Source organism: Nonomuraea sp. NPDC050663, assembly GCF_044456985.1.
GTDB lineage: Bacteria > Actinomycetota > Actinomycetes > Streptosporangiales > Streptosporangiaceae > Nonomuraea.
In genome coordinates, this window is sequence record NZ_JBITGL010000033.1 from 1 (window position 1) to 23910 (window position 23910).

16 protein-coding genes are annotated in these 23910 nt (G+C 67.9%); 9 read left to right on the top strand and 7 right to left on the bottom strand.

The window, feature by feature from the left end:
• Nucleotides 1-1238, top strand: a 1238-nt coding sequence (locus ACIBH1_RS47900; protein WP_397320821.1) for a pentapeptide repeat-containing protein, incomplete at its 5' end; no start/stop codon positions are given.
• On the opposite strand, the gene ACIBH1_RS47905 is transcribed toward ACIBH1_RS47900, so the two are convergent.
• From ACIBH1_RS47905 to ACIBH1_RS47915, 3 genes are read right to left on the bottom strand one after another with little or no spacing between them, the layout of a single operon-like run.
• Nucleotides 1210-1461, bottom strand: coding sequence for a hypothetical protein (locus ACIBH1_RS47905; RefSeq protein ID WP_397320822.1), 252 nt, complete (start codon nucleotides 1459-1461; stop codon nucleotides 1210-1212). The two genes, ACIBH1_RS47900 and ACIBH1_RS47905, sit on opposite strands and share 29 nt — an antisense overlap.
• A gap of 2 nt (nucleotides 1462-1463) precedes the next feature.
• Entirely contained in the window at nucleotides 1464-2111 is a 648-nt protein-coding gene (locus ACIBH1_RS47910) for a hypothetical protein (RefSeq protein WP_397320823.1), read from the bottom strand.
• Nucleotides 2112-2116: 5 nt separating this feature from the next.
• On the bottom strand, nucleotides 2117-3031 hold the full coding sequence (locus ACIBH1_RS47915) for a hypothetical protein (RefSeq protein WP_397320824.1): 915 nt from the start codon (nucleotides 3029-3031) through the stop codon (nucleotides 2117-2119).
• Between the two features lie 1295 nt (nucleotides 3032-4326).
• On the opposite strand from ACIBH1_RS47915, the gene ACIBH1_RS47920 reads away from it, so the two are divergent.
• Nucleotides 4327-5151, top strand: a complete 825-nt coding sequence (locus ACIBH1_RS47920) for a macro domain-containing protein (protein ID WP_397320825.1) — start codon at nucleotides 4327-4329, stop codon at nucleotides 5149-5151.
• Nucleotides 5152-5158: 7 nt separating this feature from the next.
• Here the strand turns inward: ACIBH1_RS47920 and ACIBH1_RS47925 are convergent, their stop codons facing one another.
• Entirely contained in the window at nucleotides 5159-6406 is a 1248-nt protein-coding gene (locus ACIBH1_RS47925) for a TIR domain-containing protein (RefSeq protein WP_397320826.1), read from the bottom strand.
• Between the two features lie 98 nt (nucleotides 6407-6504).
• Here ACIBH1_RS47925 and ACIBH1_RS47930 point away from each other — a divergent pair, with 98 nt between their 5' ends.
• Nucleotides 6505-10626 carry a CHAT domain-containing protein gene (locus tag ACIBH1_RS47930; protein ID WP_397320827.1) on the top strand — a complete coding sequence of 1374 codons (4122 nt, stop codon included), beginning with the start codon at nucleotides 6505-6507 and terminating at the stop codon, nucleotides 10624-10626.
• Nucleotides 10627-10914: 288 nt separating this feature from the next.
• Here ACIBH1_RS47930 and ACIBH1_RS47935 read toward each other — a convergent pair whose 3' ends face one another.
• Entirely contained in the window at nucleotides 10915-12354 is a 1440-nt protein-coding gene (locus ACIBH1_RS47935) for a hypothetical protein (RefSeq protein ID WP_397320828.1), read from the bottom strand.
• Between the two features lie 625 nt (nucleotides 12355-12979).
• Here ACIBH1_RS47935 and ACIBH1_RS47940 point away from each other — a divergent pair.
• The 6 genes from ACIBH1_RS47940 to ACIBH1_RS47965 all read left to right on the top strand — a co-directional run bounded on the left by ACIBH1_RS47940 (nucleotide 12980) and on the right by ACIBH1_RS47965 (nucleotide 20965).
• Complete coding sequence (locus ACIBH1_RS47940; protein WP_397320829.1) at nucleotides 12980-13141, top strand: hypothetical protein; 162 nt, start codon at nucleotides 12980-12982, stop codon at nucleotides 13139-13141.
• Between the two features lie 165 nt (nucleotides 13142-13306).
• Nucleotides 13307-14068: a DUF6283 family protein gene (locus ACIBH1_RS47945; RefSeq protein ID WP_397320830.1), complete on the top strand. Its 762-nt coding sequence runs from the start codon at nucleotides 13307-13309 to the stop codon at nucleotides 14066-14068.
• On the top strand, nucleotides 14065-15330 hold the full coding sequence (locus tag ACIBH1_RS47950; RefSeq protein ID WP_397320831.1) for a tyrosine-type recombinase/integrase: 1266 nt from the start codon (nucleotides 14065-14067) through the stop codon (nucleotides 15328-15330). The genes ACIBH1_RS47945 and ACIBH1_RS47950 overlap by 4 nt, the downstream gene beginning before the upstream one ends.
• A gap of 367 nt (nucleotides 15331-15697) precedes the next feature.
• Complete coding sequence (locus ACIBH1_RS47955; RefSeq protein ID WP_397320832.1) at nucleotides 15698-18637, top strand: leucine-rich repeat domain-containing protein; 2940 nt, start codon at nucleotides 15698-15700, stop codon at nucleotides 18635-18637.
• An 898-nt stretch (nucleotides 18638-19535) separates the two neighbouring features.
• Nucleotides 19536-20078, top strand: coding sequence for an RNA polymerase sigma factor (locus ACIBH1_RS47960; RefSeq protein WP_397320833.1), 543 nt, complete (start codon nucleotides 19536-19538; stop codon nucleotides 20076-20078).
• Nucleotides 20075-20965 carry a hypothetical protein gene (locus tag ACIBH1_RS47965; protein WP_397320834.1) on the top strand — a complete coding sequence of 297 codons (891 nt, stop codon included), beginning with the start codon at nucleotides 20075-20077 and terminating at the stop codon, nucleotides 20963-20965. Before ACIBH1_RS47960 ends, ACIBH1_RS47965 begins: the two co-directional genes overlap by 4 nt.
• Before the next feature lie 704 nt (nucleotides 20966-21669).
• On the opposite strand, the gene ACIBH1_RS47970 is transcribed toward ACIBH1_RS47965, so the two are convergent.
• Nucleotides 21670-22053 (bottom strand): Mu transposase domain-containing protein, encoded by a 384-nt coding sequence (locus tag ACIBH1_RS47970; RefSeq protein ID WP_397320842.1) that lies wholly within the window; start codon nucleotides 22051-22053, stop codon nucleotides 21670-21672.
• 431 nt (nucleotides 22054-22484) lie between these two features.
• Complete coding sequence (locus ACIBH1_RS47975; RefSeq protein WP_397320835.1) at nucleotides 22485-23282, bottom strand: hypothetical protein; 798 nt, start codon at nucleotides 23280-23282, stop codon at nucleotides 22485-22487.
• Nucleotides 23283-23910: the final 628 nt, after the last annotated feature.

Below are 23910 nucleotides of genomic sequence, written 5' to 3' on the forward strand. Positions count from 1 at the left end.
GACCTCCCAGGGCTTCAGCTTCGCCATCGTGTCCCTCTCACTCGGGCTACAGCGAGAGATCAAACCACGACAGAGATCATTCTGTTAGGAGCTCTAAGTACAACCGGCACGATGCCACCGAACGGCGGGTCACCGACCTGTACACCAAGGCCGTCGAACAGCTTGGCCACAGCGCGGCAGCAGTTCGCCTCGGCGGACTGTATGCCCTGGAACGTGTGGCGCAAGACAACCCCGCGCACCGGCAGACCATTGTCAACGTCATCTGCGCCTATTTACGCATGGACTACGACAGCCCTGTGCAGGCCGCCGACGACGCTGGGACCACCGCCGCTATCAACCCGGCCGACAGAGCTGAGCTTCACGTTCGGCTCACGGCTCAGAGCATCCTGGCCGATCACTTGCGAGCTAAGCGCACGAGTGGATCACCCGCTTTACCAGATCGCACGGATCGTTACTGGGAGGGTATGCGCATAGATCTGAGCGGTGCCACTCTCGTCGATCTGGACCTTAGTTATTGCCATATCGCCGAAGCAAGATTCTCGGGCGCTACGTTTGTGGGCCCTGCAAGTTTCAGTCGAGCGACTTTTGACGGAAGTGCGAACTTTAGTGGAGCGTCCTTCAACTACACCGCAACCCTTGAAAGAGCGTCTTTCGCTGGGAACGCCAATTTTCATAACGTGCACTTCAGTGAGTCGGCGGCCTTTGCGAGGGCCTTGTTCGCTCGACGGGCCGGATTCTACAACACTGTATTCACTGGTCGTGGCGGGTTCGCCGGGACGAAGTTTGCCGGGGAAAATGACTTTAACATGGCAACTTTTGCCCAGTTGGGCGTATTTAGCGATTCTCGTTTTGGCGGCCCAGTCGAATTCGGCCATGCATCTTTCCATCACGGCGTGACATTTAATGATGCGCTCATCGAAGGGATTGCCGACTTTGTGGGCGTTTCATTTGGTCGGAGGGCTTCGTTCTTCCGAACCACCTTCACTGAGAGCGTCAATTTTAGCGATGCGCGCTTCGCTGGCCCAGCCAGATTCGGTGAGACATCTTTCGTTTACGTGGCCGACGTCCATGGCGCGACAGCCTCTCCCTCTGAGGACCATCAGTGGCCAGCGGAGTGGCACCTGGTGGTGGACTCCAAGGGTTGTGGCCGCCTCAAGAGCCCGTCCGACGATCTTGTCGTGAACAATCCAGACGGTCCCCCAGGGCATTTCAAGCGGGCCGCCAGGCCCAGATCGTGAACGTGATCGTCGGCGGAGTGCCCGACGCTGCGGCGGTCGGCGAGTAGAACTGCGCGTTGACCGTGTTGCGCGTGTACAGGTGCAGGTCCGTGGGCGCCTGCGCGAACGGAGCCGCCGCGCCGACGCGCGCCGACCACACCATGTGCGGGGTGGACGCCATCGTCGCGGGCCACGACACCACCACGTAGTAGGTCGCGCCGCGCGTCACCGTCGCCTCGAACATGATCAGCCCGGCGTTGCTGTTGGACGCGTGCGTCCACCTGCCCAGGTGCGAGGTCGACGCCTCCGAGATGCGCAGCTGCTGGGTGCCGTTCGTCGGGTGCGTCCAGCCCAGCAGCGCCTGGCCCTCATCGAGCCGCAGATACGCGCCGCGCTGGGCGTGGTGTTCACCCCGGACTCCATGACCATGGTCGCCTCACCCGGGTAGGTGAGCGCGTTGGAGTAGATCTTGGAGTAGTTGGTCGTCACCGACGACGGGATGAACCGGATCTCCGGGAACGGCGAGCCAGGCGGGTTGACCAGCACCCGGTCACCGGCCACGCCCGAGGCCAGACTGCCGACGATCGACACCTGCCCGGTGGAGGAGATGTCGACGGTCTGCATGCCGCCCGCGTCGAAGGCCTCCAGGCCGCCCGCGTTCAGCTCGACCCGTCCCGCGCCCGGGTCGCCGGCGACCAGGCGCGTGGTGAGCGTCATGACCGCCTCCAGCTTGGCGGCGGTCACCTGCCCTGCGGCGATCTTGTCGGCCGTGACGGCGTTGGCCGCCAGGTGCCCGGTCTGGATCGAGGACGCCGCCGCGTCGCCGGACACCAGTTGCACCGCGGCGATCGTCGCGACGGCCGAGGCCGCCGACGTGTTGCCGGAGTGGTCCACGCTGATCAGGCGGAGTCGCGGTCGGAGCCGTACGGCAGGCCGGGCACCACCAGCGCCCCAGCGCCGGGCAGCGTCCCGACCGGCGCCCAGCCGGGCGCGAGCGGGTCCTGCATCTCCACGATCACGTGCGAGAAGTCGGCCGGCATGCCCTCGCCGAGCGAGCCGAGCCCGTCCCAGGCGACGTGCACGACACCGAGCCGTGAGGCGAGGTCGGGCGTCGACGGCGTGGGCGGCGCGTCCGGGTCGTCGGGGATGGCCACGGTCACCACGGACGAGAAGGCCGACTTCTTGCCCAGGTAGACGGCGCGCACCTTGAACGCCCACGACTCCCCCACCGGCAGCGGGCCGCGCGCGGCATCGGTGTCGCCTGCCTGCGTAGCCGCCAGCAGAAACCACGGCTGGCCGGGCACGTCGCGGCGGGCGAACAGCTCGTAGCCGTCCGAGTCCAGCGCCACCCCACCGATGTCCTGCGTGACCGCGCCCCACGTCGCCACCACGAGGCCCCGGGCGTAGCCGTGCTCATCCAGGTAGGCGTCGGCGTCGACGACCAGGCCGGTCGGAGCGGCCGGGGTGCGCGGCGCGGGCGCGGGCGGAGCAGGCCTCGCTCCGGTGCCTCCGGACGCGGTCGACCCGCCGAGGATGCCCTGCGTGCGCCGGGCGAGCCGTACCGCGCGGTCGAGAAAGCGGTCGTGCAGGACGACGGAGCCGCCGAGCACGCCCTTGTCGTCGCGGGTCACCGTCACCTGGCGGACGCGCAGCGCCTGCTGCAGGCCGGCCTCGCCGGGCGCCGACAGGGTGTCGCCGGGCCGGAAGTCCCGCCACGGCAGGAACCGGGCCGGCGGGCCGATGAGGAGCCCGCGGGTGCGCTGAACCTTCTCCCGCGCGGAGCGGGCCAGCGTCGCCTGGGCGAGCACGCCCATGGTGACCGGGTCGGAGACACCGCCCTGGCCGACGTGGATCTCCCACCGGCCCACGGCGACGGGTTGCCGGCGTCGACCCACTGCTGGGCGATGCCCTGGTCGCCGGTCACCAGCACGGCGTTGGCGGTGTCCTCCCACGTGCCTTCGTCCGGCGCTTCGACGACCTCGCGCCCAAGGCGCAGGTCGACGGCCGGGTCGAGCGTGGTCAGGTTGCGGTTGAGCATGCTGTCGGCGTTGAACACCTGCAGGGTGCGGCCGGTCATGCGGAAGTCGAGGACGCCCTGCTCGGCGAGGTTGATGAGCATGGTGAGGGCATCGATGCCGGGCTCGTAGTAGATCGTCAGGACCTTGGCCCAGGCCAGGCCGCCCGAGTCGATCGTGGGCGAGAAGTCCCAGTCGAGCTCGGGCAGCACGCCACGCGCCTGCTCCTGCCGTCAGCCGAGATGCTCGAGTTTGTCGGCCAGCGCGACGAAGAGCTCGCTGCTGGCCGCTCACGCCGCGTGATCGGTCGTGTGCTCGGTTCCAGCGCCTTGATTGCCTGGAGTCGGCGGTGAACGATCCGCCGATGTAGCCGCTCCAGCACATCCGTGCCGTTGCCGCCCCGGAGCCCCAGACCGTCATCACAGCTGCGGGGCTTGCTGGGCTGCTTAAGAGGTGTTGAGATGGACGGTGCTAACGATAACCCCAGATGTGCAACCGCAGCGACCTGCGAACACGAACGGCGCGCGAGTTCAGCCAGCCATCGTCAGGGCGCGTTGTCGAGGGGCGTGCCAGCGGGCCCGCGCGCTCAACGGCTACGGGGTGCCCCCCACAGTTCTCCCTAACCCACTACAAGATCGCATCCAGAGCGTAGGCGTTGCCACATACGGCCGGCCTGAAGCTGAGGTAAGCCAAGCAACGTTTGACGTTGTCAGCATGCCAGCCGTGAAGGGAGGTCGGGTGCCAGACAGATGTCGCCGGCGTCGGCGGGCCTGTCTCCATCCATGCGCTGGTCACCACTCGATCGGTCCGCGGTGGCCGACCAACCTGTGCGCGAATGGTCGTCATCCTGTTGCGCAGAAGGAGAGGTCGGCAGCTCTCGATAGGCCAGCCGAGACAGCACCGACAGCCATCATAGGAGGCGGACGAAGATCAGAAACGGTAGCCGCAACGGCTCGAATCGTCGCCCTCGCGTGACGGCCTCCCGCGAGAATCCGCAGCCCATAAAAACGCCCGAGCCGTCTCCCTCCCGTAAATCCGTGAGTAGGCTCCGACTTACGTACGCCCTGCGTCTGGTTTTCGGCACACGCGGCGGTTTGCGATCTTTCGTCGTTAACTTCCTCGCCGCCGCGGGACTGATCTCGGCGGTGGTGCAGTTTGTCGGCCAGTTGTACTTCCGCACGGTATTTCCTGCGCCAGTGGCGGTCACCGTTGGTGCTGTTCTGGCTTGTCTAGCGTGGGGCCTTACCCGCACGTACCCGCGGTCGCAGATCACGCGCGCGTTCCGCCACCCGAGTACGACGATTCGCGTCAAAGTCGGGAATCTCTTCGAGCAGAAAGCGCACCTCGTGATCGGTTTCACCGACACATTCGACACCTCTGTGGTCAACGACCGGATCATTAACAGTTCGGCTCTGCAGGGCCAGTTCCTGCGGGAGTGGTACAGCGACGACCGCCACCGCCTCGACCGTGAGTTGTCACGAGCCCTTGCCCGGCACAGACCCGTCAGTGTGGAGAATCGCGAGACCAAGCGACTCGGTAAGCTGACCCGCTATCCGATCGGTACGGTGGCGGTACTCGGCACTACGGAACAGCATGTATTCGCCCTGGCGTATAGCCGGATGGGTAATGACCTCGTGCCGCGGTCAAGCGCCGACGACCTCTGGAGAAGCCTGTCGAGCCTCTGGGACGCCTTCTATGAGCATGGCCAGCGAAGGCCACTGGCGATGGCGGTGCTCGGCTCGGGCGCTGCCCGGATCGACCAACTAGACCGAGAGGCGCTGGTGAAACTCATCATTATGTCCTTCCTTGCCCGCGCCCGCCAGTCGCCGATCTGTCAAGATTTGCAGATTGTCATCCACCCTTCCGACGTAGATACAGTTGATCTCCTCGACGTTGCCGCGTTCCTGCGCGCCTTATGAGCAGATCTCAGTCACCTATGCCGGGCATGGGTGGCTGACGTGTGAAGGCGCCCAGGCCGTGGAAACGCTCCGCCCTGGCCCACTCGGTGCCCGAGTCGTCGACCTCGCAGCCGGCCACCCTCAGGCGTTGGATGAGCGCCTGGCGAGCAACCTCACCGCCGTCAAAGTCGACGTAGGCGACTCCGCCGAGGTCGGCCATCGGCCGGAGACCGCCCACCTTCACCACGACCGTGTGCTGGCGAAACACGAACAAAGCGGCACCGAGCTCCATCAAGACGTTCGGTCGAGGCTGACAGCTGGGCGTCAACTCATGCGGATCCTCTCGGGGATGGCGCAGGTCGGAATGTAAGGACACCACATCGTCCGGGGTCAGCAACGCTACGATCGCCTGCGCTCTGCTCATACCGTCGTGAATGACATCGCTTAAGATCGGCGCGGGCCCCTGCCCCGCCTCGGCCACAAGCGGTTCCCACTCCATGACCCGTAGCCCGAGCAGGCTCAGCAGCTCCCGCATACGGCTGGCAACCTCGTCATCACGACCGTGAATGAGGAATACTCGCCGTGCTCGATCCCTTTCGACGTCGAGCGTCCGCCTCGCACGCCCGTCTGGCTCCGGCAAGGACACCACCCGCTCTACCGTCTCGTTCCCAGGAACGAGGCCCATCGCGTCCGATGGCGAAAGCTGATAGGCGGCCGAGAAGCGCACCGTGAGCTCGCGCGCGTTAGCGGGCGTCTCCAGCACCAGCCATCCGATGTGCGAGCCGACCGGGACACCAGTAGCGGCGGTGGCGATGTGCCGCCAGCGCAGCGCCCGTCGGCCGATGCCGAACGCTTTGATCATCGGGCTGAGCCCCTCGAGCGTCATCACAAACGCCCGGCCATCGGCTGCCGAGACCATCGTCTGTTCAGAGAACAGCAGCTGCTGGGAGAGGGTGTAGGTGCGGCTGGTCAGCTCATGCTCAACTGAGCGCGGCACCGCGTCTAGCACGCACGCCCCGCCGCCGAACTCCAGCCCGACCTCCGCCCAGTCCGGCCCAGGTACCTCAGGCGCCAACTCCACGTCGAACATCACGCGAACGAGATAGGCGTCTGTGACATACCGTGGTGACGGCAGGGCATGCACTTGCATGGCGCCGAAGCGCACCACCCCGATATCGACCTCATCACGGTCACCGGGTGAGCGAACGTCGCCCCCCATGAGGAAGACCCGTACCTCCGCCAACGGCGGGGCAGCAGAGCTGTCAAAAGAGCCCATGATGGCCCCCTTCGATGATTCCTCCGTCAGCTGACATCGACCCCGATCCGCCGACAGCCTAGCTGGCGGCAGGCGGCGTGGCTCGTCCATAATGAGACATGCAGGACGACGCTCATCGATCTCCTGGCTTTGTCTCCGAGCTTGCCAGCCGGGCACTGGATGCCTTGGAGAATTACAAGCACGGCAGCGGCGAAACTGTCCTGCGCTCGGCGATCACCCAGGCGCGAGCTGCGGTCGCCGCGGCGCCCACCGACGACCCACAGCTGCCTGCCTACCTCTCACTGCTGGGCGCGACGTTGAAGTCAGCCTTCGACCGCAGCGGCCGAGGCGAGTTGATCTACGAGGCCGTCAGGATCGGGAGCTGGGCAGTAGAACTGGCAGTTGGCCAGCAGCGGGAATGGTGCCTGCTCAACCAAGCCGCGAATCTGCAAGCCCTCTATAGCCACGACCACAGCCCGCAGACGCTGACTGAGGCCCTTGCGGTAGCGCAGGCCTCCACCGAGGCCGCCCAGGACCCCGTCACCCGCGCGGACGCCCTGACCAATCTCGCCCTGGCCTTGCATCATCAATACGAACGCAACGGCGACCTCGCAACCCTTGATGAGGCGATCCGCGCGGCTCGGGAGGCTGTCGCTGGCTCCGCCCCCCACACCGGCGCGCACCACCACCTCAACCTCGCGGTGGTACTGCTGTCCAGATTTGAGCGAGCCGGAAAGTTGGCGACGCTAACGGAGGCGCTGACGTGCGCCCGATCGGCCACGGCGGCACTGCCGCCCGACGCCCCGACCGCAGTAACCTACGATCTGCTTCTGATCGAAGCACTGTGGCGGCAGGCCAAGGCGTTCGGCGATGCTCACCCAGCGGAGGAAGCGGTGTCGCTGTGCCGCAAATGGCTCAGCCGACCGCCGGCCGGCAAACCGACCCTGTTGCGGTTACTAAGCCACACCAGCCACGCGGCGCGCCAGCTCTACCTACTGACCGGTGAGCGCACCGCAGCCACCGAGGCGCTCGAGGCGGCCCGTCAGTTGGTCAGTCAGTCCGTCACGTCTGATCCTCGGCGGCCAGAACGCTTGAGCACTCTCGCCACTGCGCTCCTTACGGCTTTCCGCACCATGGGCGATCCAAGTTTGCTTGACGAGGCTGTCCGATCGGCGCAAGAGGCCGCCGACGCTGTCGATGAGGACAACATCGCCTTCCCATCCGTGCAGTCGGGCCTTGCCGCCGCGCTATCCGAGGCCGCCATCGCAACCAGCGACCCTTTGCTGGCCGAGCGGGCCGCCGTGGCAAGCCAGCGAGCGCTGGCCGCGACCCAACCCGATCACCCCGACCGTCCCGCACGCTGCGCGAATCTTGCCCTGCACCTGCTCGGCGTCTATCGCCACATCCGCTCGAAGGCCACGCTCGCCGAGGCGATCGAGCTGTGCCGCGTGGCTGTGGCCGCACCCACCGAGACGGACTCGGCGCGCCGCGTCTACCTGGGCAACCTCGCTATCATGCTCCAAGCCCACGCGGAGAGCACCGGTGAGCTGGCTAGCCTTGCCGAAGCCGCGGGTGCCGCCCGAGACGCCCTTGCGATCACCCCTGACGGTCACTCCAGCCGCGCCCAACTGCAGTCCAACCTGGCGGGCGTGCTGGTGCAGCTGGCCAGCCTCGACCCCACCGTGCCGGTGCTCGATGAGGCACGCAGCGCCGCCAGCGACGCGGTGCAGGCCACACCGCCAGGGCATCCGAGGCGACCGCAACGGGTGATTAACCTTGCTCTGGCCCACCACCTCACCTATGCCCTCACCGGGGAGGCCGAGCAGCTTTCAACAGCGCTGCAATGGGCCTATGAGGCCGCCGCCGAGATGCCGGCGAGACACGCAGACCGGGCCACCGTCTTGATGAACCTCAGCACGATGCTGCGGGTCTGGCACGCTCGTAGCGGTGCCCCGCAGTACCTTCAAGCTGCCGTATCGATCGGTCGCGAGGCCGTGTCCATCGTCGGCGAGGGGCACCCGGACCAAGCCGTGCACCGTGCCAACCTTGGCCTCACGCTCCTCGATCTTTACCAGCGCACGGGCCACTCGGCGCTGCTCAGCGAGGCAGCCGCGGCGATGGAGGCGGCCGCTGCGCAAACGGTGCCAGATGCGCAACAGAGCCAGTACCTGACCAACCTCGCCCGCGCGATGCACGCCCTGCACCTACGATCAGGCCGGCGTGAACCGCTCGAGCGTGCGCTGGAGGCCGCACACCGGGCCGTGGCAACTGGGCGCCAACTCGCGCCGGCGTATGCCGCGCTAAACACGTGTTTGAGATCGTGGTATCAGCTCACCGACATCCCGGCGGTCCTCGATGAGGCGGTTGAGGCCGGACGCGCTGCAGTGGAGGCTACCGGGTCGACAGAACCGCTCCGCGCCCTCTACCTGGCCAACTTGGCCGCCACCCTGCGCGTGCGCATCGGACTAGACCCCAGCGCCCGGCTCGAGGCGCTCGGTGAAGCTCGAAAAGCTGTCGCTCTCTTGTCGGACGAGCACCCAGAAGCCGCGACGGTCATGGTTTGTTTGGCGAGCATCCTCACAACCGCCCCGGCGAGTTCGCCGGACATCACTGAAGCCAAAGACTTGTACGCCCGCGCGGCCGCCAACGACACGGCATCGCCCCGCACCCGCATCCAAGCAGCTCGCGGGTGGGGCCGCACAGCGAGCGGAGAGGAGGCCGCCGACGCGTACGAACTGGCTGTTGGGCTGATCGACCAACTCGCCCCTCGTCACCTGCCACGACTCGATCGCGAGTACGGACTCGGCGACATCAGCGGACTGGGCGCTGAGGCTGCCGCCGCCGCGATCAAGATTGAGCGGATCGAACGGGCGGTCCAACTGCTGGAGCAATCGCGTGGTGTTCTTCTCGGACAGATGCTCGATGCCCGGGACGCGGAGCGCGCACTCACGCCAGCCCTCGCTACCCGCCTGCGGCGCATCCGCGAAGATCTCGACGAGACTGACGCCGACCTCCCACCTGAGGCGGTGGCCTCGCCACAGAACATCGCCGAACGTCAAGCCCTCCTCGCCGAGTGGGAGGCCGCACGCAGCGAAACCCGGGCGGTACGCAGGCAGAACGGATTCACCTCTTCCCCAGGTCGCGAGGCGCTGGTACGGGCAGCGCGCGCCGGACCTGTCGTGATCCTCAATGCTGCCCCCCAGGGCTGTGACGCGCTCCTGCTCACGGGGAACCCCGACGAGCCAGTGCACCGTCTGCAGCTCCCGTTTCCTGAGCAGACCATTATCGACCAGGCCAACGTCATGCTGGGCGTCATCGGCCCCGCGGCCCCGACCCGTGCGACATACGCTCAGTACCGTCGCCGAGACGAGGTGATGTCGGCGGTCCTGAGTTGGCAGTGGGACATGGTCGCCGGGCCGATCCTCGACTGGCTCAAGCTGGGCCCCGCACCAGCCTGCACCACCCCACCACGCATCTGGTGGTGCCCGGTCGGGGCAATGACGTTCTTGCCCTGGCACGCCTCCGGCTATCATGGCCCCGGCGACGAGGGCCGCGCCGTCCTGGATCGCGCCGTCTCGTCTTACACCTCCACACTTCGATTGTTGCAGCAAGCACAGCAACGCTCACCTGGGTCCGGTTCTTCGGCGCTGGCTATCGGCGTGCCCCATGCACTTGGAGCTGCCGACCTGGAGCGCGTTCCGGCTGAGATCGCTTGTATCCGCCGGTATCTACCGGACACCGAGGTACTCACCGAGAGCGCAGCCACACGCGACCTGGTCTTGACTCGGCTTGCAGCGCACGCGATCACCCACTTCGCTGGGCATTGCGAAAGTGATTGGCGGGTTCCATCAGACAGCCAGCTTCTCCTCGTCGACCATGAGACTGCCCCACTCACCGTGGCCAGCCTGGCCCGCGTGGACCTGCCGGTAGGCGAACTCGCTTTCCTGTCGGCATGCGCCACCACGCAGACGAACCTGCGACTGGCCGACGAGGCGATACACGTCACTGCCGGATTCCAGCTCGCCGGATTCCGGCAGGTTATCGGAACCTTGTGGCCGATCGCCGACGATGTCGCACTGCGTGTTGCTGACGGCTTCTACGCTGATATCACTGACGGCGGGTCACGGTCACCCCAGCTCGACGTAGCCGCGGAGGCTCTTCACCGTGCCGTCCGTCGCCTGCGGGAAGAACGCCCAGAAGCGATCCGACGCTGGGCCGGCTATATCCACGCGGGCCCCTAACATCTCTGCCTGCCACCAATCGGGACACCTGGCCGGTGAGCTCGGCCCGGTCGATCTCGGTGACGGTGATGGCCGGCACCCAGGACAGCGCGATCGGATCCACCTCGCCGATCAGACGTTCCAGCCGTCCATCCTCGGCTGCGGCGGCCGTCGGTTCGATGATGGGTAGTGGGCAGGACGGGGGCCGGTGGCGTTCCACATCACCATGCGCCCGCCGCCAGGCGGCCATCGTCCCCAGCACCACATCAGGGTCACGGCCGTCGACCTGGGGCTCTGCGCCGGAAAGGCTCACGGTCGTTCGGATGCCGGGGGTGCGGCGCTGACCGCGAGCAGAGCGGTGGCCAGCAGCCGGGCCTGCTGCTCGCTGACAGCCGCCGTGGCGGCCAGCGGGCGCGGCTGCCCGCCGACGTGCACGGCGATCCGCTGATCGCCTTCGCGGCTGACGGCTCCGATCATGCAGTCCGGCAGCGCCACGGTGGGGTAGCCTTCCTCCTCGGTCACCGGCGGCAGCACCAGCCCGGCGGCGAGTTGGGAGGCTCCCAGCGCCGTGCGGACGTGCTGCAGTTCGCGCTCCAGGGTGGCGCGGGCGGCTTCGGCGACCGCCGCGCGCAGCTCGGCCTGCTCCCCCTTGGCGCGGAACTCGGCGACCTGGGCCTCTTGCCGCTCGCGCGCCGCGGTGAGCTCGGTGCGCGCCTGCTCCGCCTGCCCGCGGGCGGCGGCGGTCTCGGCTTTGCGTTCGATGATCTCCTCGGCGGCCGCGGCCAGGCGCTCGCGTGCCTGCTCTCCCTGCTCGGTCAGCCGCTGGACGGTGGCGCGTTCGCCGGCCAGCTCGCCGTCGCGGGCGCGCAGCCGCTCGGTCAGGTCCTCGCTGGTGGCGCGGGCGGCCTGGAGCTGCTCTTGTTGCTCACGCGCTGCGGCCCGCAGGTCCCGTAGCTGGTTGGCCTGCCCGGCGACCAGGGTCTTCTCGGTGGCCAGCGCGCCTTTCAGCTCGCCCAGTTCCTCGCCGTGCCGCTGCAGGTCGGCCCGCCAGTCCCGTTCGATCCGGTCTCGGTCGGTCTCGGCTTCGCGCTGCGCGGTGACGGCGGCGTTGTGGCCGCGGACGGCGGCCTGGCGCTCGTTCAGCGCTACCTCCCGCTCGGCAAGCGCGACGCGGCGCTCCTCGCGGGCTTGCTCAGCTTCGGCCAGGGCTGCCTGGCGCTGGGTTTCGGCTTCCCCCAGGTGCTCGTCGATTGCGGTCACCGTGCGCTGCAACCGCTCGGTCACCGCGGTGAGCGGGCCGGCGAGCGGCTCCAGCACCACGGCGAGCGCGGCCACCGCGGCACTCAGCTCCGAGGCCGCCTCCTGGGTGGTGGCCAGCACGGTGGGCGCGGCGTTGCGTTCGACCGAGGCCTTGTTGCCGCAGCTCTTGCAGCAGTACTTGGGCGGCTGGCCCTTGCTGCCGGGCACCTTGTACGGCTTGGCCCGCGAGCAGGTGGCGCGCTCGCACCGGCACAGCGGGTCGCTGGTGGAGGCATCGCGGCAGTCCTTACTGTGCCCGGGCCCGCCGTAGACCGCCCGGAGCAATCCGGCAGCACCGATGCCGGTGTCAGGGGCGGCCTCCAGCGCCCTGTCCGCCTCCAGCGCGGGGGTCGGCAGCCCGCCGCGCGGCGCTGAGGCGCGCTCAGCGTCGCCGCGGCGGGGGTCATCGGGCTGCTCGGCAGCTGGGCCGACCGGGGTTCCATGATCCACAAATCCATTACATCACAGCCCAGGCAAGGAAGAAATATTTCTGCCATAAAGCCTATGAAGAAATTGCGAGCTAAGCTGACATGGCGCTAATCACGGTTATCGCCATGCCACCTGCTAGGATCGCGTCGTGCGCGTTTCGGGGTGGGCGTCAGCGGCCGGTCGCCACGCATCCTGGCCGGGGAGCGCTGCTCCACCCGGGCCCTGCGCCGTGAGGCCGCCCCGTTCGGGGCTGCGCGCCGGGGCTCGCGTCCGTACCGCCGCCGTGAGCACGGCCCGCAGGCCTGTGCTCACCAGCCCCCGGCAGGCTGTGGGACGGACGCAGTGCGCGAAGCGCGGCGGCCGAACGCTGGCCACAACCGAGGACTCACCCCCGATACTCCTCCCGCAGCCCCATGAACGCAAGGCCCTCGCGACCCGCCCGCCACCTCCCTGGAGCCCCGATGACCAGCGACGATCACGGCTACGACCTCGACCCGCAGGCGAACGCCAGCACCGCCTGGCCCCCGCCCGTCCGCCACCGGTGGCCGGAGAAACCTGGCCGCCTCGATGCGTGAGCACGGCACTGGCCGGCTGCTCACCTGCGACGAGCTCGCCGCGTTCCTGCGGGGCCCGGATAGAGCGCGGAGTGGCGAGCGGCGGTGACGAGCGGCAGGCGCTGCTGGAGCCGGGCGAGGCGGAAGCCGTCGCCAGCCTGCTGGACGAACTCTCCGCCCGCCACCGCGAGCAGCCGCTCGGGACGCTGGCCCGCGAGCTGGCGGTGCGGCTGAATGACCGGCTCGGGATCTAGACCACGATCGCCGGGCTCTGCCCCAGGGAAGCCGGGCACAGAAGAAGAAGTGCGCAGCTCGCCAGCGTGTCGACCACCCCGCCAGCTGCCGCCGGCGCAGGGCGCCGACTACACCGCCACGTACGCGCTGCGGTGCGCGTTCCCGGCCCGAGGAATGGAGTGACCGTGCAGGACCAGGGCGTGCAATACCCGGAACACCGCGAGTGCCTGGAGCGCCTGGAGCACTGGGAGCACCGCCTCCTATCCGGCGGCAAGGCCTCCACCGGCTCAGAGTCTGCCGACCGGCTGGCCGCCCTCGCCGATCCCGGACAGCCGGATCCAGCCAGCCGCCCCCGGGGCGGCAGCGGCGAGGACGGCGAGGACGCACAACCCGGGCCAGCCGAGCCGGTGGCGCACGACGCGGACCCGCTGGAGTTCCGCGCCCGGCCGTGCGCGGGCGCGGGCCGGATGTGCCCGTGGCTGCGTGAGGCCGACCTGACCGCCTTCACCGACCAGGACATGGACCGGCTGATCGCGGCCAGCGAGGGGGACACCCGCGGCGGCGCCTTCAGCCTGGACGTGGCCGAGCGCATGTTCGAGGGCCGCCGAATGGCCTGTCACCTGGACCAGCCCGGCACCGCTCATGCCATGCGGCTGTGCGCGGGCTGGCTGGCCGTAATCGGCCCGCATCACTTCCGCGCCCGGCTCAGCGTGCTGTCCGGCCAGCTCCCGGCCAAGGCGATCCACCCCGACATCAGCTCCTGGCCAGAGCTGGCCGACGACCTCGGGGAGCTGCTGGCCCGCCGCGCCGCTCAGCTCGCCGAGGCCGGCCTTGACGCTCTGCCCCCCGTCGAGGCCGCCGATCTCGCTGACCGTGGGTCGGGCCACGCCGACTCTGACCAGCCGACACCCACCTCTGCTCGTCCCGCGGCCGGAGGCCTCCAGTGAGCAGTCCGGCCTCCCCCGGCCACGGTACTGGCCACGGTCCGGGCAACCTCCATGACCGGGCCGACCTCGGGGGTCTGGCCGAGCTGGCCGTGGCCGGCGTCATCACCCTCGACAGCACGGCCGACGAGAACGAAGACGACGTCGAGGACTTCACCGAGCTGATCCCGCTCACCACGCTGCCCGTCCAGCTGCCAGCCAAGGGCAGCGCCCCGCCCGCCCGTAACGCCGCCGAGCTGGTCGCGCTGCTGCGCACCGCGCAGGCCAGCGACACAGTCCTGGCCGGAACCGCGGGATGGCTGCTGTCGGAGCGCAGGGCCTCTCCCCGCACCCAGGACGCCTACATCAAGGAGGCCTCCTGGTGGCTGTGGTGGCTCCAGGCCCGCGGCCTGGAGCTGGACCGCGTGCCGTATGCGGAGGCCGATCTGTTCGCCGCCGCGATGCGGCACGCCGGCTACCAACCCGGCAGCCGCAGACGGCGGCTGTCGGCGCTGTCTAGCTGGTACGGCTACCTGGTGCGGGCCCAGGCCGCCGAGACCAACCCGTTCGACGGGATGGAGTTGCCCAAACGGCGCAGCAAGCCCACCCGGCACCTGACCGAGGCCCAGCTCGACGACCTGGTCACCTTCGCCGTCGAGCGCGAGAGCACCCGCACCGCGGCGATCGTCGCCCTGCTGAAGGCCACCGCCTGCCGGATCTCGGAGCTGACCGACGTCGGCGTGGACGCGCTGGGACATGCCGGAGCACAGCGCATCATCACCCTGCTCGCCAAGGGCGGGCAGCGGCACCAGGTGGTCATCGCCGAGGTCACCGGCCGCATTTTGGACGCCTACCTGGCTGAACGCGGGGACGCGCCGGGGCCGCTGTTCCTCACCCGCACCGGGCTGGGCCTGCGCCGCTCCTACGTGTGGGAACTCATCCAGCGCCTGGCCGCAGCGGTGGATATCCCCGACCCCGCGAATCTGTCGCTGCACTCCATCCGGCACAGCGTGGCCACCGCGTTGCTGCAGGCAGGCGAGCCACTGGATGTGGTGCAGGCGCTGCTCGGACACGCCGACCCGCGTACCACCCAGACCTACCTGCACGTCGAGGAACTGGAGCGCAGCCCTGCCCACCGCGCCGACAGCCGCCTGGCCGTCGCTTTGGCCCGCAGCCGGCGTGCCGCCCCGGTCGATCCGACGTCAGCGGTTGCAGCGACGGACACGGAGCTCTTGACGCCGGACTCGCAGCCCTCGGCTTCATCGACCGCATCGGCAACCCCATGACCCAGACCCGGACGCACCCTCCGTACGCGTCCGTCTGCGTCACCCGGGGGTCGGACGGGTTGCGCGAGGCGAGTCCAGCGCGCCGTGCCCTCCCGGGCCGCCGACGCCCACCGCCCCCTGCCGCTCCTGCGGCAACGCCACCCCGCGCCAGCGGCGCTATGCCATCACCTGCGGCGACGAGCATCGCCGCCGCGCTTCTGCTGTGCGGGCCTGTTGGTCGATCTCTGCGTCCACGCCTTCGCGGAATGTAACGCTATGGCCGGCCTCACCGTTGGGTTGATGTAGATGCACCCGCAAGGAGGAGCCTGTGTCGGTGGAGGAAGCGTTCCGACGTATTCAGGCTGCTGACGAACACGGATTGAGTTTCTTGGATCTTTCCAGCCTCGGGCTCGAGGCTCTTCCCGGCGGCTTGGGTAACCTCACCGCCCTCACTCACCTGCACCTCTACGGGAATCAGCTGACGTCGCTGCCCGACGGCTTGGGTAACCTCACCAACCTCACTCACCTGCACCTCTACGGGAATCAGCTGACGTCGCTGCCCGACAGCTTGGGCAACCTCACCGCCCTCACTCACCTGCACCTCGACAGCAACCAGCTGACGTCGCTGCCCGACGGCTTGGGTAACCTCACCAACCTCACTCACCTGCACCTCGACCTGAATCAGCTGACGTCGCTGCCGGAATGGCTGGGCAACCTCACCGCCCTCACCACCCTGCACATCCACGGGAATCAGCTGACGTCGCTGCCCGACAGCTTGGGCAACCTCACCGCCCTCACCAACCTCGCACTCGGCGAGAATCAGCTGACGTCGCTGCCGGAATGGCTGGGCAACCTCACCGCCCTCACCACCCTGCACATCCACGGGAATCAGCTGACGTCGCTGCCGGAATGGCTGGGCAACCTTACCAACCTCACCACCCTGCACCTCGGCGAGAATCGGCTGACGTCGCTGCCCGACAGCTTGGGCAACCTCACCACCCTGACCCTGGGTAGTAATCCGGTGTTGAGTCCGCCGCCTGAGATCTGTGCGTTGGGGCAGGAGGCGGTGCTGGCGTTTCTTCGGGGGTTACAACGCGGGGACCATCTGCCGCGGACGTCGAAGATGGTGGTGGTGGGGCAGGCGGAGATGGGCAAGACGTCGGTGTCGGAGGCGCTGTGCGGGCGCCCGTTCGTTGCCAACCGGCCGACCACCCACGGAGTGCTCCTGGACAGCCTCCAACTGCCGCACCCTGATCATCCCGATCACCCCGGTGATGACATGCGGCTGAACATCTGGGACTTCGGCGGTCAACTGCACTACCGGGCCACCCAGCGCTTCTACCTCACCGACCGCTCCCTGTTCCTGCTGGTGTGGAACGCCCGCCGGGACTGGCGCACCGACGGCCAGCTGGAACCCTGGCTGGAAACCATCACCAACGCCGCCCCCCATTCGCCCATCATCGTGGTGGCCACCCGATGCGCCACCGCCACCCCCAACCTGGACGCCGCCGACCTGCGCGCCCGCTACCCGCAGATCCGGCAGATCGCCGAGGTCGACTGCGAGGACGGCCGGGGCATCGACCACCTGCGGGACCTGATCGCCGCCGAAGCCGCCCAGCTCCCCTTGATGGCGCAACGCTGGCCCCTCACCTGGGCGGCCGCGATGCACGAGCTCGGCTTCGCCGGCAGCCGGTGGATCTCCACCGAACAGAGCGACGACCTCATGGCCGCATGCCGGATGAGCGAAGGGGAGCGGATCGTGCTGCGCGCGGCCCTCCACGACCGTGGCGATATCCTGCACTACGCCCGCGAGCCGGAATTGCGTGACCGGGTCATCCTGCAACCGGCCTGGGTCGACGAAATGATCACCCGCGTGCTCGACAGCCGCCAGGTCATCGACCGGCACGGCCTGCTCAGCCGCGGCCATCGCGCCGAGCTGTGGCGCGACCTGAAGGATCCCGGCCTGTGGGACATGCTGACCGCGCTGATGGAGCGCTTCGACCTGGCCTACCGCCTGGATGCGCCCGGCCACGACGATGTCGCCCTGGTCGTCGAACGGCTGCCCGCCGGCGCGCCCGTCCTGCCTCCGGAGTGGGAGCAGCTGGCCTCCACCCCAGGGGTGGCGGAGGTGAACCTGACCTACCGGCTGCCGTCCCGGCAGGCGGGCATCCCCACGTGGTTCATCGCCCGTGAGCACCGCTACACCACCGGCGTGGCCTGGCAGCGCGGAGTCCTGCTGCGCCACCACGATCACGCGGCCGGGCCCGGCGGTGACGGCCTGCGGTCGATGGCGCTGCTGGTCGACGACGGCGGCGACCGGCCGGTGCTGCGGTTGTGCGTGCGCGGCCCACACCCGCACACCTTCTACTCCATCCTGGACGAGGCCTTCACCGGCATCGTCGCCGACCGCTACCCCGGCCTTCAGCTGCAGCGCTGTATCCCGTGCACCTGCAGCACCGCTCCCGAGCCGCCGTGCGAGCGCGAGTTCGCCTACGACGACGCTCACCGGGCGCTGGAACGGCAGGCGTTCCTGCAGTGCCCTAGAACCTTCGCCCAGGTCGACCCGCGCACCCTGCTGTTCGGGCTCCGGCCGCTGCGCCTGGAACAGGCCCTGCACGGGCTGGCCCAGTGCGCCGAGGACCTGCGCCACGACCTCGTCGCCAGCCACAGCGACCTGCGCGAGGGCCTGGGCCAGCTGGCCCGCACCACCTCCGCGGTCGGGCGCGGCCAGATCCAGTTGCTGGACCAGGTACGCGATCTGCTGCGCTACCGGGGCGAGCAGGTCGCCCACTGCCCGAGCATCTTCACCGTCACCAAGACCGGCGCCCTGTCGTATGAGCTGCGGCTGTACTGCGAACACCCCGAACAGCCCCACCCGCTGGACGACGGCGCCGGCGTATACGAGCTCAAGAGCCTGCCGCCGTGGCTGCGCCGCTACGCCCCCTACCTCAAGGGCCTGCTGACCGCCGTACGGCTCGCGGCCTCGGTGGCGGCGCCGTTCCTGGCCGGTGTCGGCATCACGCTGCCGGAGGAGACCAAAGCGCAGATCGAGGCCTCCAGCAAACTCCTCGACAGCCTCAAGGAGCCGCCCGAGAGCCAAGGCCTGCCCGAGCTCGAAGCCGCCTCCCGCCAGGGCGGGCAGCAGCCAGCCGGGCAGAGGCCCGTGGTGAATCTGGCCGAGCTGCGCCAGGCCCTGGTCGAGCTCGATCCCGCCATGGAGTGGGGCGGGCTGCGTGAGCGGGAGTGGCCGGAAAGCCGCAGCGTCGTCTACCTGTGCCAGCGGCATCGGCACGCGCTGCGCTACCCGGCCGAGACGCCGGAGGCGTGAAAGAGCTCAACGCGCGTCTGATCGCCATGTTCCCACGAGTCACAACGGCTTGCAGATGATCATCGACCGGCGTGGAGTTAGCAGCAACGGCAGGTGGCCAGGTGCGTCGAATCTCCGCTGGAGCCGACTTATCACTCTGGCCACTGCTTCGAGACTACGCCAACGCCTGATCACCTACGAGAGGTTTGAACAGGCACTAAAGGTGAGCATCGAGGCGACCGAGACGCAATCGCCTCTCGCTTTGCAGGCAGCAGTTAACCTTTGGGTTGCCGATGAGCCGGACCAGGTCAGTCGGGCCGCGCTGCTTAGCCTGCTGCGCCCTGTCAAGGGCGCAGCCAGTTGGGCGATCCGCTGCAGCTCGCCCTGCTATTCCGGCGGCATCTGGCTGCGCAGCACGGAGAGTCGCGCGTCGAACCACCTCTGCTCAGCAGGCTCCCATGGGCGGGCCCGGTCGAGGCCGGTGCGGTTTACGGCGGGTGGTACCGAGAAACCGCGGTCGATGTAGAGACGACCCGCGGGGACGCCGAGGGTCAGGAGTTGTTCGGTCTAGATGTCGACGTTTTCTCGTCGGTGGAACAGCGGGCGTATTCGACCCGGATTCCGTTCAGGCGGCTGATTGCCGGATAGCCCCCGTCACCGGAACAGCTACACGGAGCGTCCTGACCTGCGGGTCCGTCCGGACTGGACGGTGTTCCGATGGGGATCCGCTTACAGAACGCCACCATGATCACGCCATCGTCAGCCGGACGGCTCGTTCCTTGCCACATTTCAGAACCGTCCTTCCAGGTGAGTGATGGTGCGGATGGCAGCGGTCGGAACCTGGTAGGGGCCTTCGCTGTAATGCTCTCGGTATTCCGGACATGGGTTGGGTGCTGACCGCCCAGAGTGGGGAGACCGGATGGGAATCGATTCCGAAAGACGCTTCGAGGAGATCTACGGTTCTGCGTATGGCGCTCTCTTCGGGTATGCGTTACGCCGATGTCTCGATCCGGAGGATGCGGCCGACATTGTGGCTGAGACCTTCATAGTCGCCTGGCGGCGAATTGAAGAGGTTCCCAAGGGAGACGGCGCGCGACTGTGGCTGTTCGGCGTGGCGAGGAAGGTACTGGCCAATCATCGGCGTGGTGAACGCAGGCACGAGCAGCGCACCAGCGCCCTGCGGTCCGAACTCGCTGCCTCGCCACCTGTTGTCGAGTCGGCTGATAGCGACCCCTCCCCATTGCGGAAGGTCTTCCGTGCGTTGTCTGAGGATGACCAGGAGCTGCTAGCCCTGGTCGCCTGGGAGCAGTTGGATGCTGGCCAGATCGCGAAAACTCTCGGTATATCGCGCAATGCCGCACGAGTGAGGCTTTACCGAGCTCGTAAGCGCTTCGCCCGCGGTCTGGCCGAGGCCGACATAGATCACCCGCAGACCGTGGTCGTTGAAGGGAGTTTGCTATGAACATCGCCGATCTTGCGCGTCTGCGAGATGAGGACCTGGCTCGGGAGGTCTGGGCGCAACCGTCTGGAGCTGGGGCGCGGGCGCTAATGGAGTCGATCATGGCGGAGGGGCGCGTGCCCGCACACCGCCGCTCTCGGTGGCGCCGTGGCCTCGGGCTCGGGGTGGTGACGGCGGGGATGGTCGCAGCGCTCGTCATGGGCCCGCCGCTCAGCGGCCCCGTCACCGAATACGCTAACGCCGCCGTCTCGGTCAAGACCGGTGCGGATTACATCAGCGTCATGATCACCGACCCGGCTGCCGAGGCCGCGACGTTCGCCGAGGCGTTCCGCGCCGTTGGGCTGGACGCCGAGGTGACGAAGGTACCGGTGGCGCCCGAAGACGTGGGCGAGCTGCTCCTCCCAGCCCTGACGGGTGATCTACCACCCGGCCGGAAGATGACGGTCTCCCGGCAGAGCAGCTGCAATTCGGCCTGGTGCGGCACGGTCTCCATGCCTCTCGACTTCCGTGGGAAGGTTCACTTCGGGATTGGCCGCCCTGCCGCATCTGGGGAACGCTTTGCCCAGCCCATGCAAATCATCCCTCCTATTCCAGGTGGAAGCCCAGACGGCTACGACGGTCGACATAAGCCGGTCTCCCAGGTCCGCGCAGCGATGGAACAACGGGGGATGAAGATCACGTACGTGCTCGTGTGGTTGGAGTCCGACGGTAGCGGCAGCGGGTACCCTGTCGACGCTGGACAGATCAAGGACGGCTGGCTCGTGGAATCCGGTCATAAACTCGCGTCCGGCGAGGTAGAAATCGTCGTCAGAGCCCCCGATGCGCTCCATCCCAGCTCCATACCTAAAGCCGATCTTCCCATTCCACGTGCGTGGTGGCACGACGGATGAGCGCTATGAGCGTCGGCGAATCGTAACCCGTATCGCAGGCTCTGAGACGTCGGAAAACATGCGCAGGAGCTCAGAGCCTGCCTGTCTAGACCCCTCCTCGTTCAAGCCGCCGCCTCCAGACAGGTCGGGGATCTCGCCGAGTGGCCGCAGGCCCTCGGCAGGTGTTGAGGAGGAGATGGAGTAGCGGCCCAGGACATTGAGATGGGCGTGGCCCATCGGGGACAGCCGGGCAGCATCCTCGTCCCTGACCGGGACACCTTGGCCACGCATTTTCGGAACCGGCCCGGCCGCTGGTGACAGCCGGATAAGACCGCTCGGTCCGACGCCGAGGCACGCCGCCCCTTTTCGGGGGTCTCGACGTGGGGCCGAGCTCTGATCGGGTGGCTCTGCCTTCGGCCGGAGGTGGGCAGGAGGGCAGGGCCGCCCGATCCCACCCCCGGCCGCCCATCGCAGAAGATCTCGGGCGACGATCACACCCCGACGTCAGCCGGGTAGCCAGGTGGCGTATCCGACCGACGTCGCGTCCAACGTCGCCGTCCCGGACGTGATGCGCGCGAACCTCGGGTAGACGGTGCCCGCCGCGGTGAACGATCGCCAGAGCCCCTTGGGCTGAGCGCAGGTGGTAGAGCGCGTTGTCGGTCAGGAGTTCGTCGATCACCGCCAGGCAGGCCGGGCCGATCTGTTCGGCCTGCCTGCGGCACCAGTCAGGGGTGCGCATGTGGAAGGCGATCTGCTCCGGCGGGTAGTCGGCCAGGTCGGTCTGCTTGCCGCGGGGGTTTGCGCACGTGGGACTTGACCAGGTCGCCGTCGTAAAAGAACTGCACCAGGTTCACCGTCATCCGCACCGACAGGTGCTTGCCGACGTACTTCCACGGCACCGAATACAGCACCCTGTCCACGCTGCAGTGGATGTCGGGCCGACTTTCGCCCGAAACCATCGACACAGTTCGAAGGGATGGCGGGGCAGCGGTCGCAGGGCTGGCTGTTCGACCGTGTGAAAGACGATCAACGGGGCGGCGCCCTCCAACGGCCGGCACTTGCGCTGCCCGGCAACCTGTTCGCACCCAGTGAAATGCCGCGGCCTCCATGTCCGCCACCGAGGCGAAGCTGTCTTCGTCCGCGCCAGAAGCTGTCACGGATGTAGGGCATGGGTCGTTCGATCCGCGCCCTGTCGCGGGGTTTGCCGCTGCGGGCCGGGTCGATGAGGAGCTGGTAGTGCGCGCCGTTTGCTGCGAGGACCCCCTGGAGGCCGGGTCCGGACGGCCTCCACAGGACGGGCCCCGGCCTCGGGGTTGGCAGAGGCCGGGGTCCGCGAGCGCTATTGTGGCGACCCCTCGTCGACTCGCCGCACGCCAGCTCGATCACGCAGTGTAACAATGAACGCGACGGTCTTCACGTACGCGCGAGTGTGACCCCTCGCTAACCGGAACGATCACCGGGTTGGTGCGTAGGGGGTGCTGCCAGTTGGATGAGCTGATCACGTTCGTTCAGCAGTCGGGAGATCCGGTGATGCAACCGGTCAAAGCCCGCAGACTCTTGGACCAAGCGCCCCGGAGCATGTCGTCACGGGTCTGATTAACTGGTCGCGAGCTCCTCCAGCAGAGTCGGCCGCGCCGGGGTCCAGCCGAGTTCGGTACGGGCTTTGGCGCTGGTCGCCACCTGGTCGAGCAGGAAGGGCTTCGACCATGACACTCCAGTACCGTTGCGCGTCAGCTGGGTCCCAGTCCTGTACGGTCGCGCCAAACCTGTTGGCCACCACCTTCGAGGCGTCCCGTACCCGAACGGGCTCGTCAACGGTGGCGAGGTACGTCGAGTCGGCCGGGGCCTTCTCGACGGCCAGGGCGTACAGATCGCCCAGATCGTCGGCGTGGACAACTGACCAGCGATTCGAGCCGTCGCCGAAGTGGCCGACCAGCTTGCCGCCGTTGCCATCGTCCTGTGGGCCCAGCACCATCGGGATGTAACCGCGGCCGCCGTCGTACACCAGGCCGGGACGAATTCGGATCGTGTGCATGTCCTTCGCGTCGGCCAGCTTCTCCTCCACGGCGGGGCGCCACGACACGACCATGAGGGGAGCGAACGGCGACTTCTCGGTGGCCGCGATGTCACCGGTGTTGCCGTGCAGCCACAGGCCACTGGTGTAGACGAACGGCTTGCCGGTGCCGGCGAACGCCTCGATGAAGGTGTCCACCACTGCGTGGTCCAGCTCGGCAGACCGCTCGTCATTGCTCGAGGCGGCGTGCACGGCCGCATCGACGTCCTTCGCCACCCCAGCCAGCGCGCCAGCCGTGAACAGGTCGGCGACCAGGGGCTGCACTTGCACGGCCTGGTGAGCCTCATGCTGGACGGCCGGATCAGGGGCGGTCCGCGGCGGGCTCAGGAGTTGCTCGCCGATTTGACGGCTTCCTTCGCCGGAACCCCATGGCCGGTAGAGCGAAGCGCCCCTCGCATGAGGTGAAGGCACGGGGAGTGCACGGTGACGCAGAGCCGGTCACCGCGACCGAGAATGATCAGCTCCATGGGGACACCCCAGATGATCTCGGTGTAGGTCTCGGTGTTGTGCTTCGAATGCGGGCCCTGACCCAGGTGAGACGTGCGGTACGACCTGGTGGCGTGATGGCAACAGCGACCACCAACCGGCGTCCGGTCGTGCCCGACACGCTCCACACCAATTCTTAGAGCCTGCTGACGAAGGGATTAGGTGCCGGGGTTGGAGTCAGGAGACGGGGGCCGAAGTGCAGCGGAGCCAAACGTACGCTGAGGCCGTTCGGGCAGGTCAGTCGAGAATGCTGAGCGCAGAGGTCGGAAGGTTGTCGGACGTTTCCGTCCCATCAAACAGACCGCCGTTCACACCTCGGCGGAGGTCCCTCCCGGACTTGTGTGATCATGGTGATACTGTCCCCACCCGGGCCTCACGATCCCTCTCATGCTCGTTGTCACTGCTG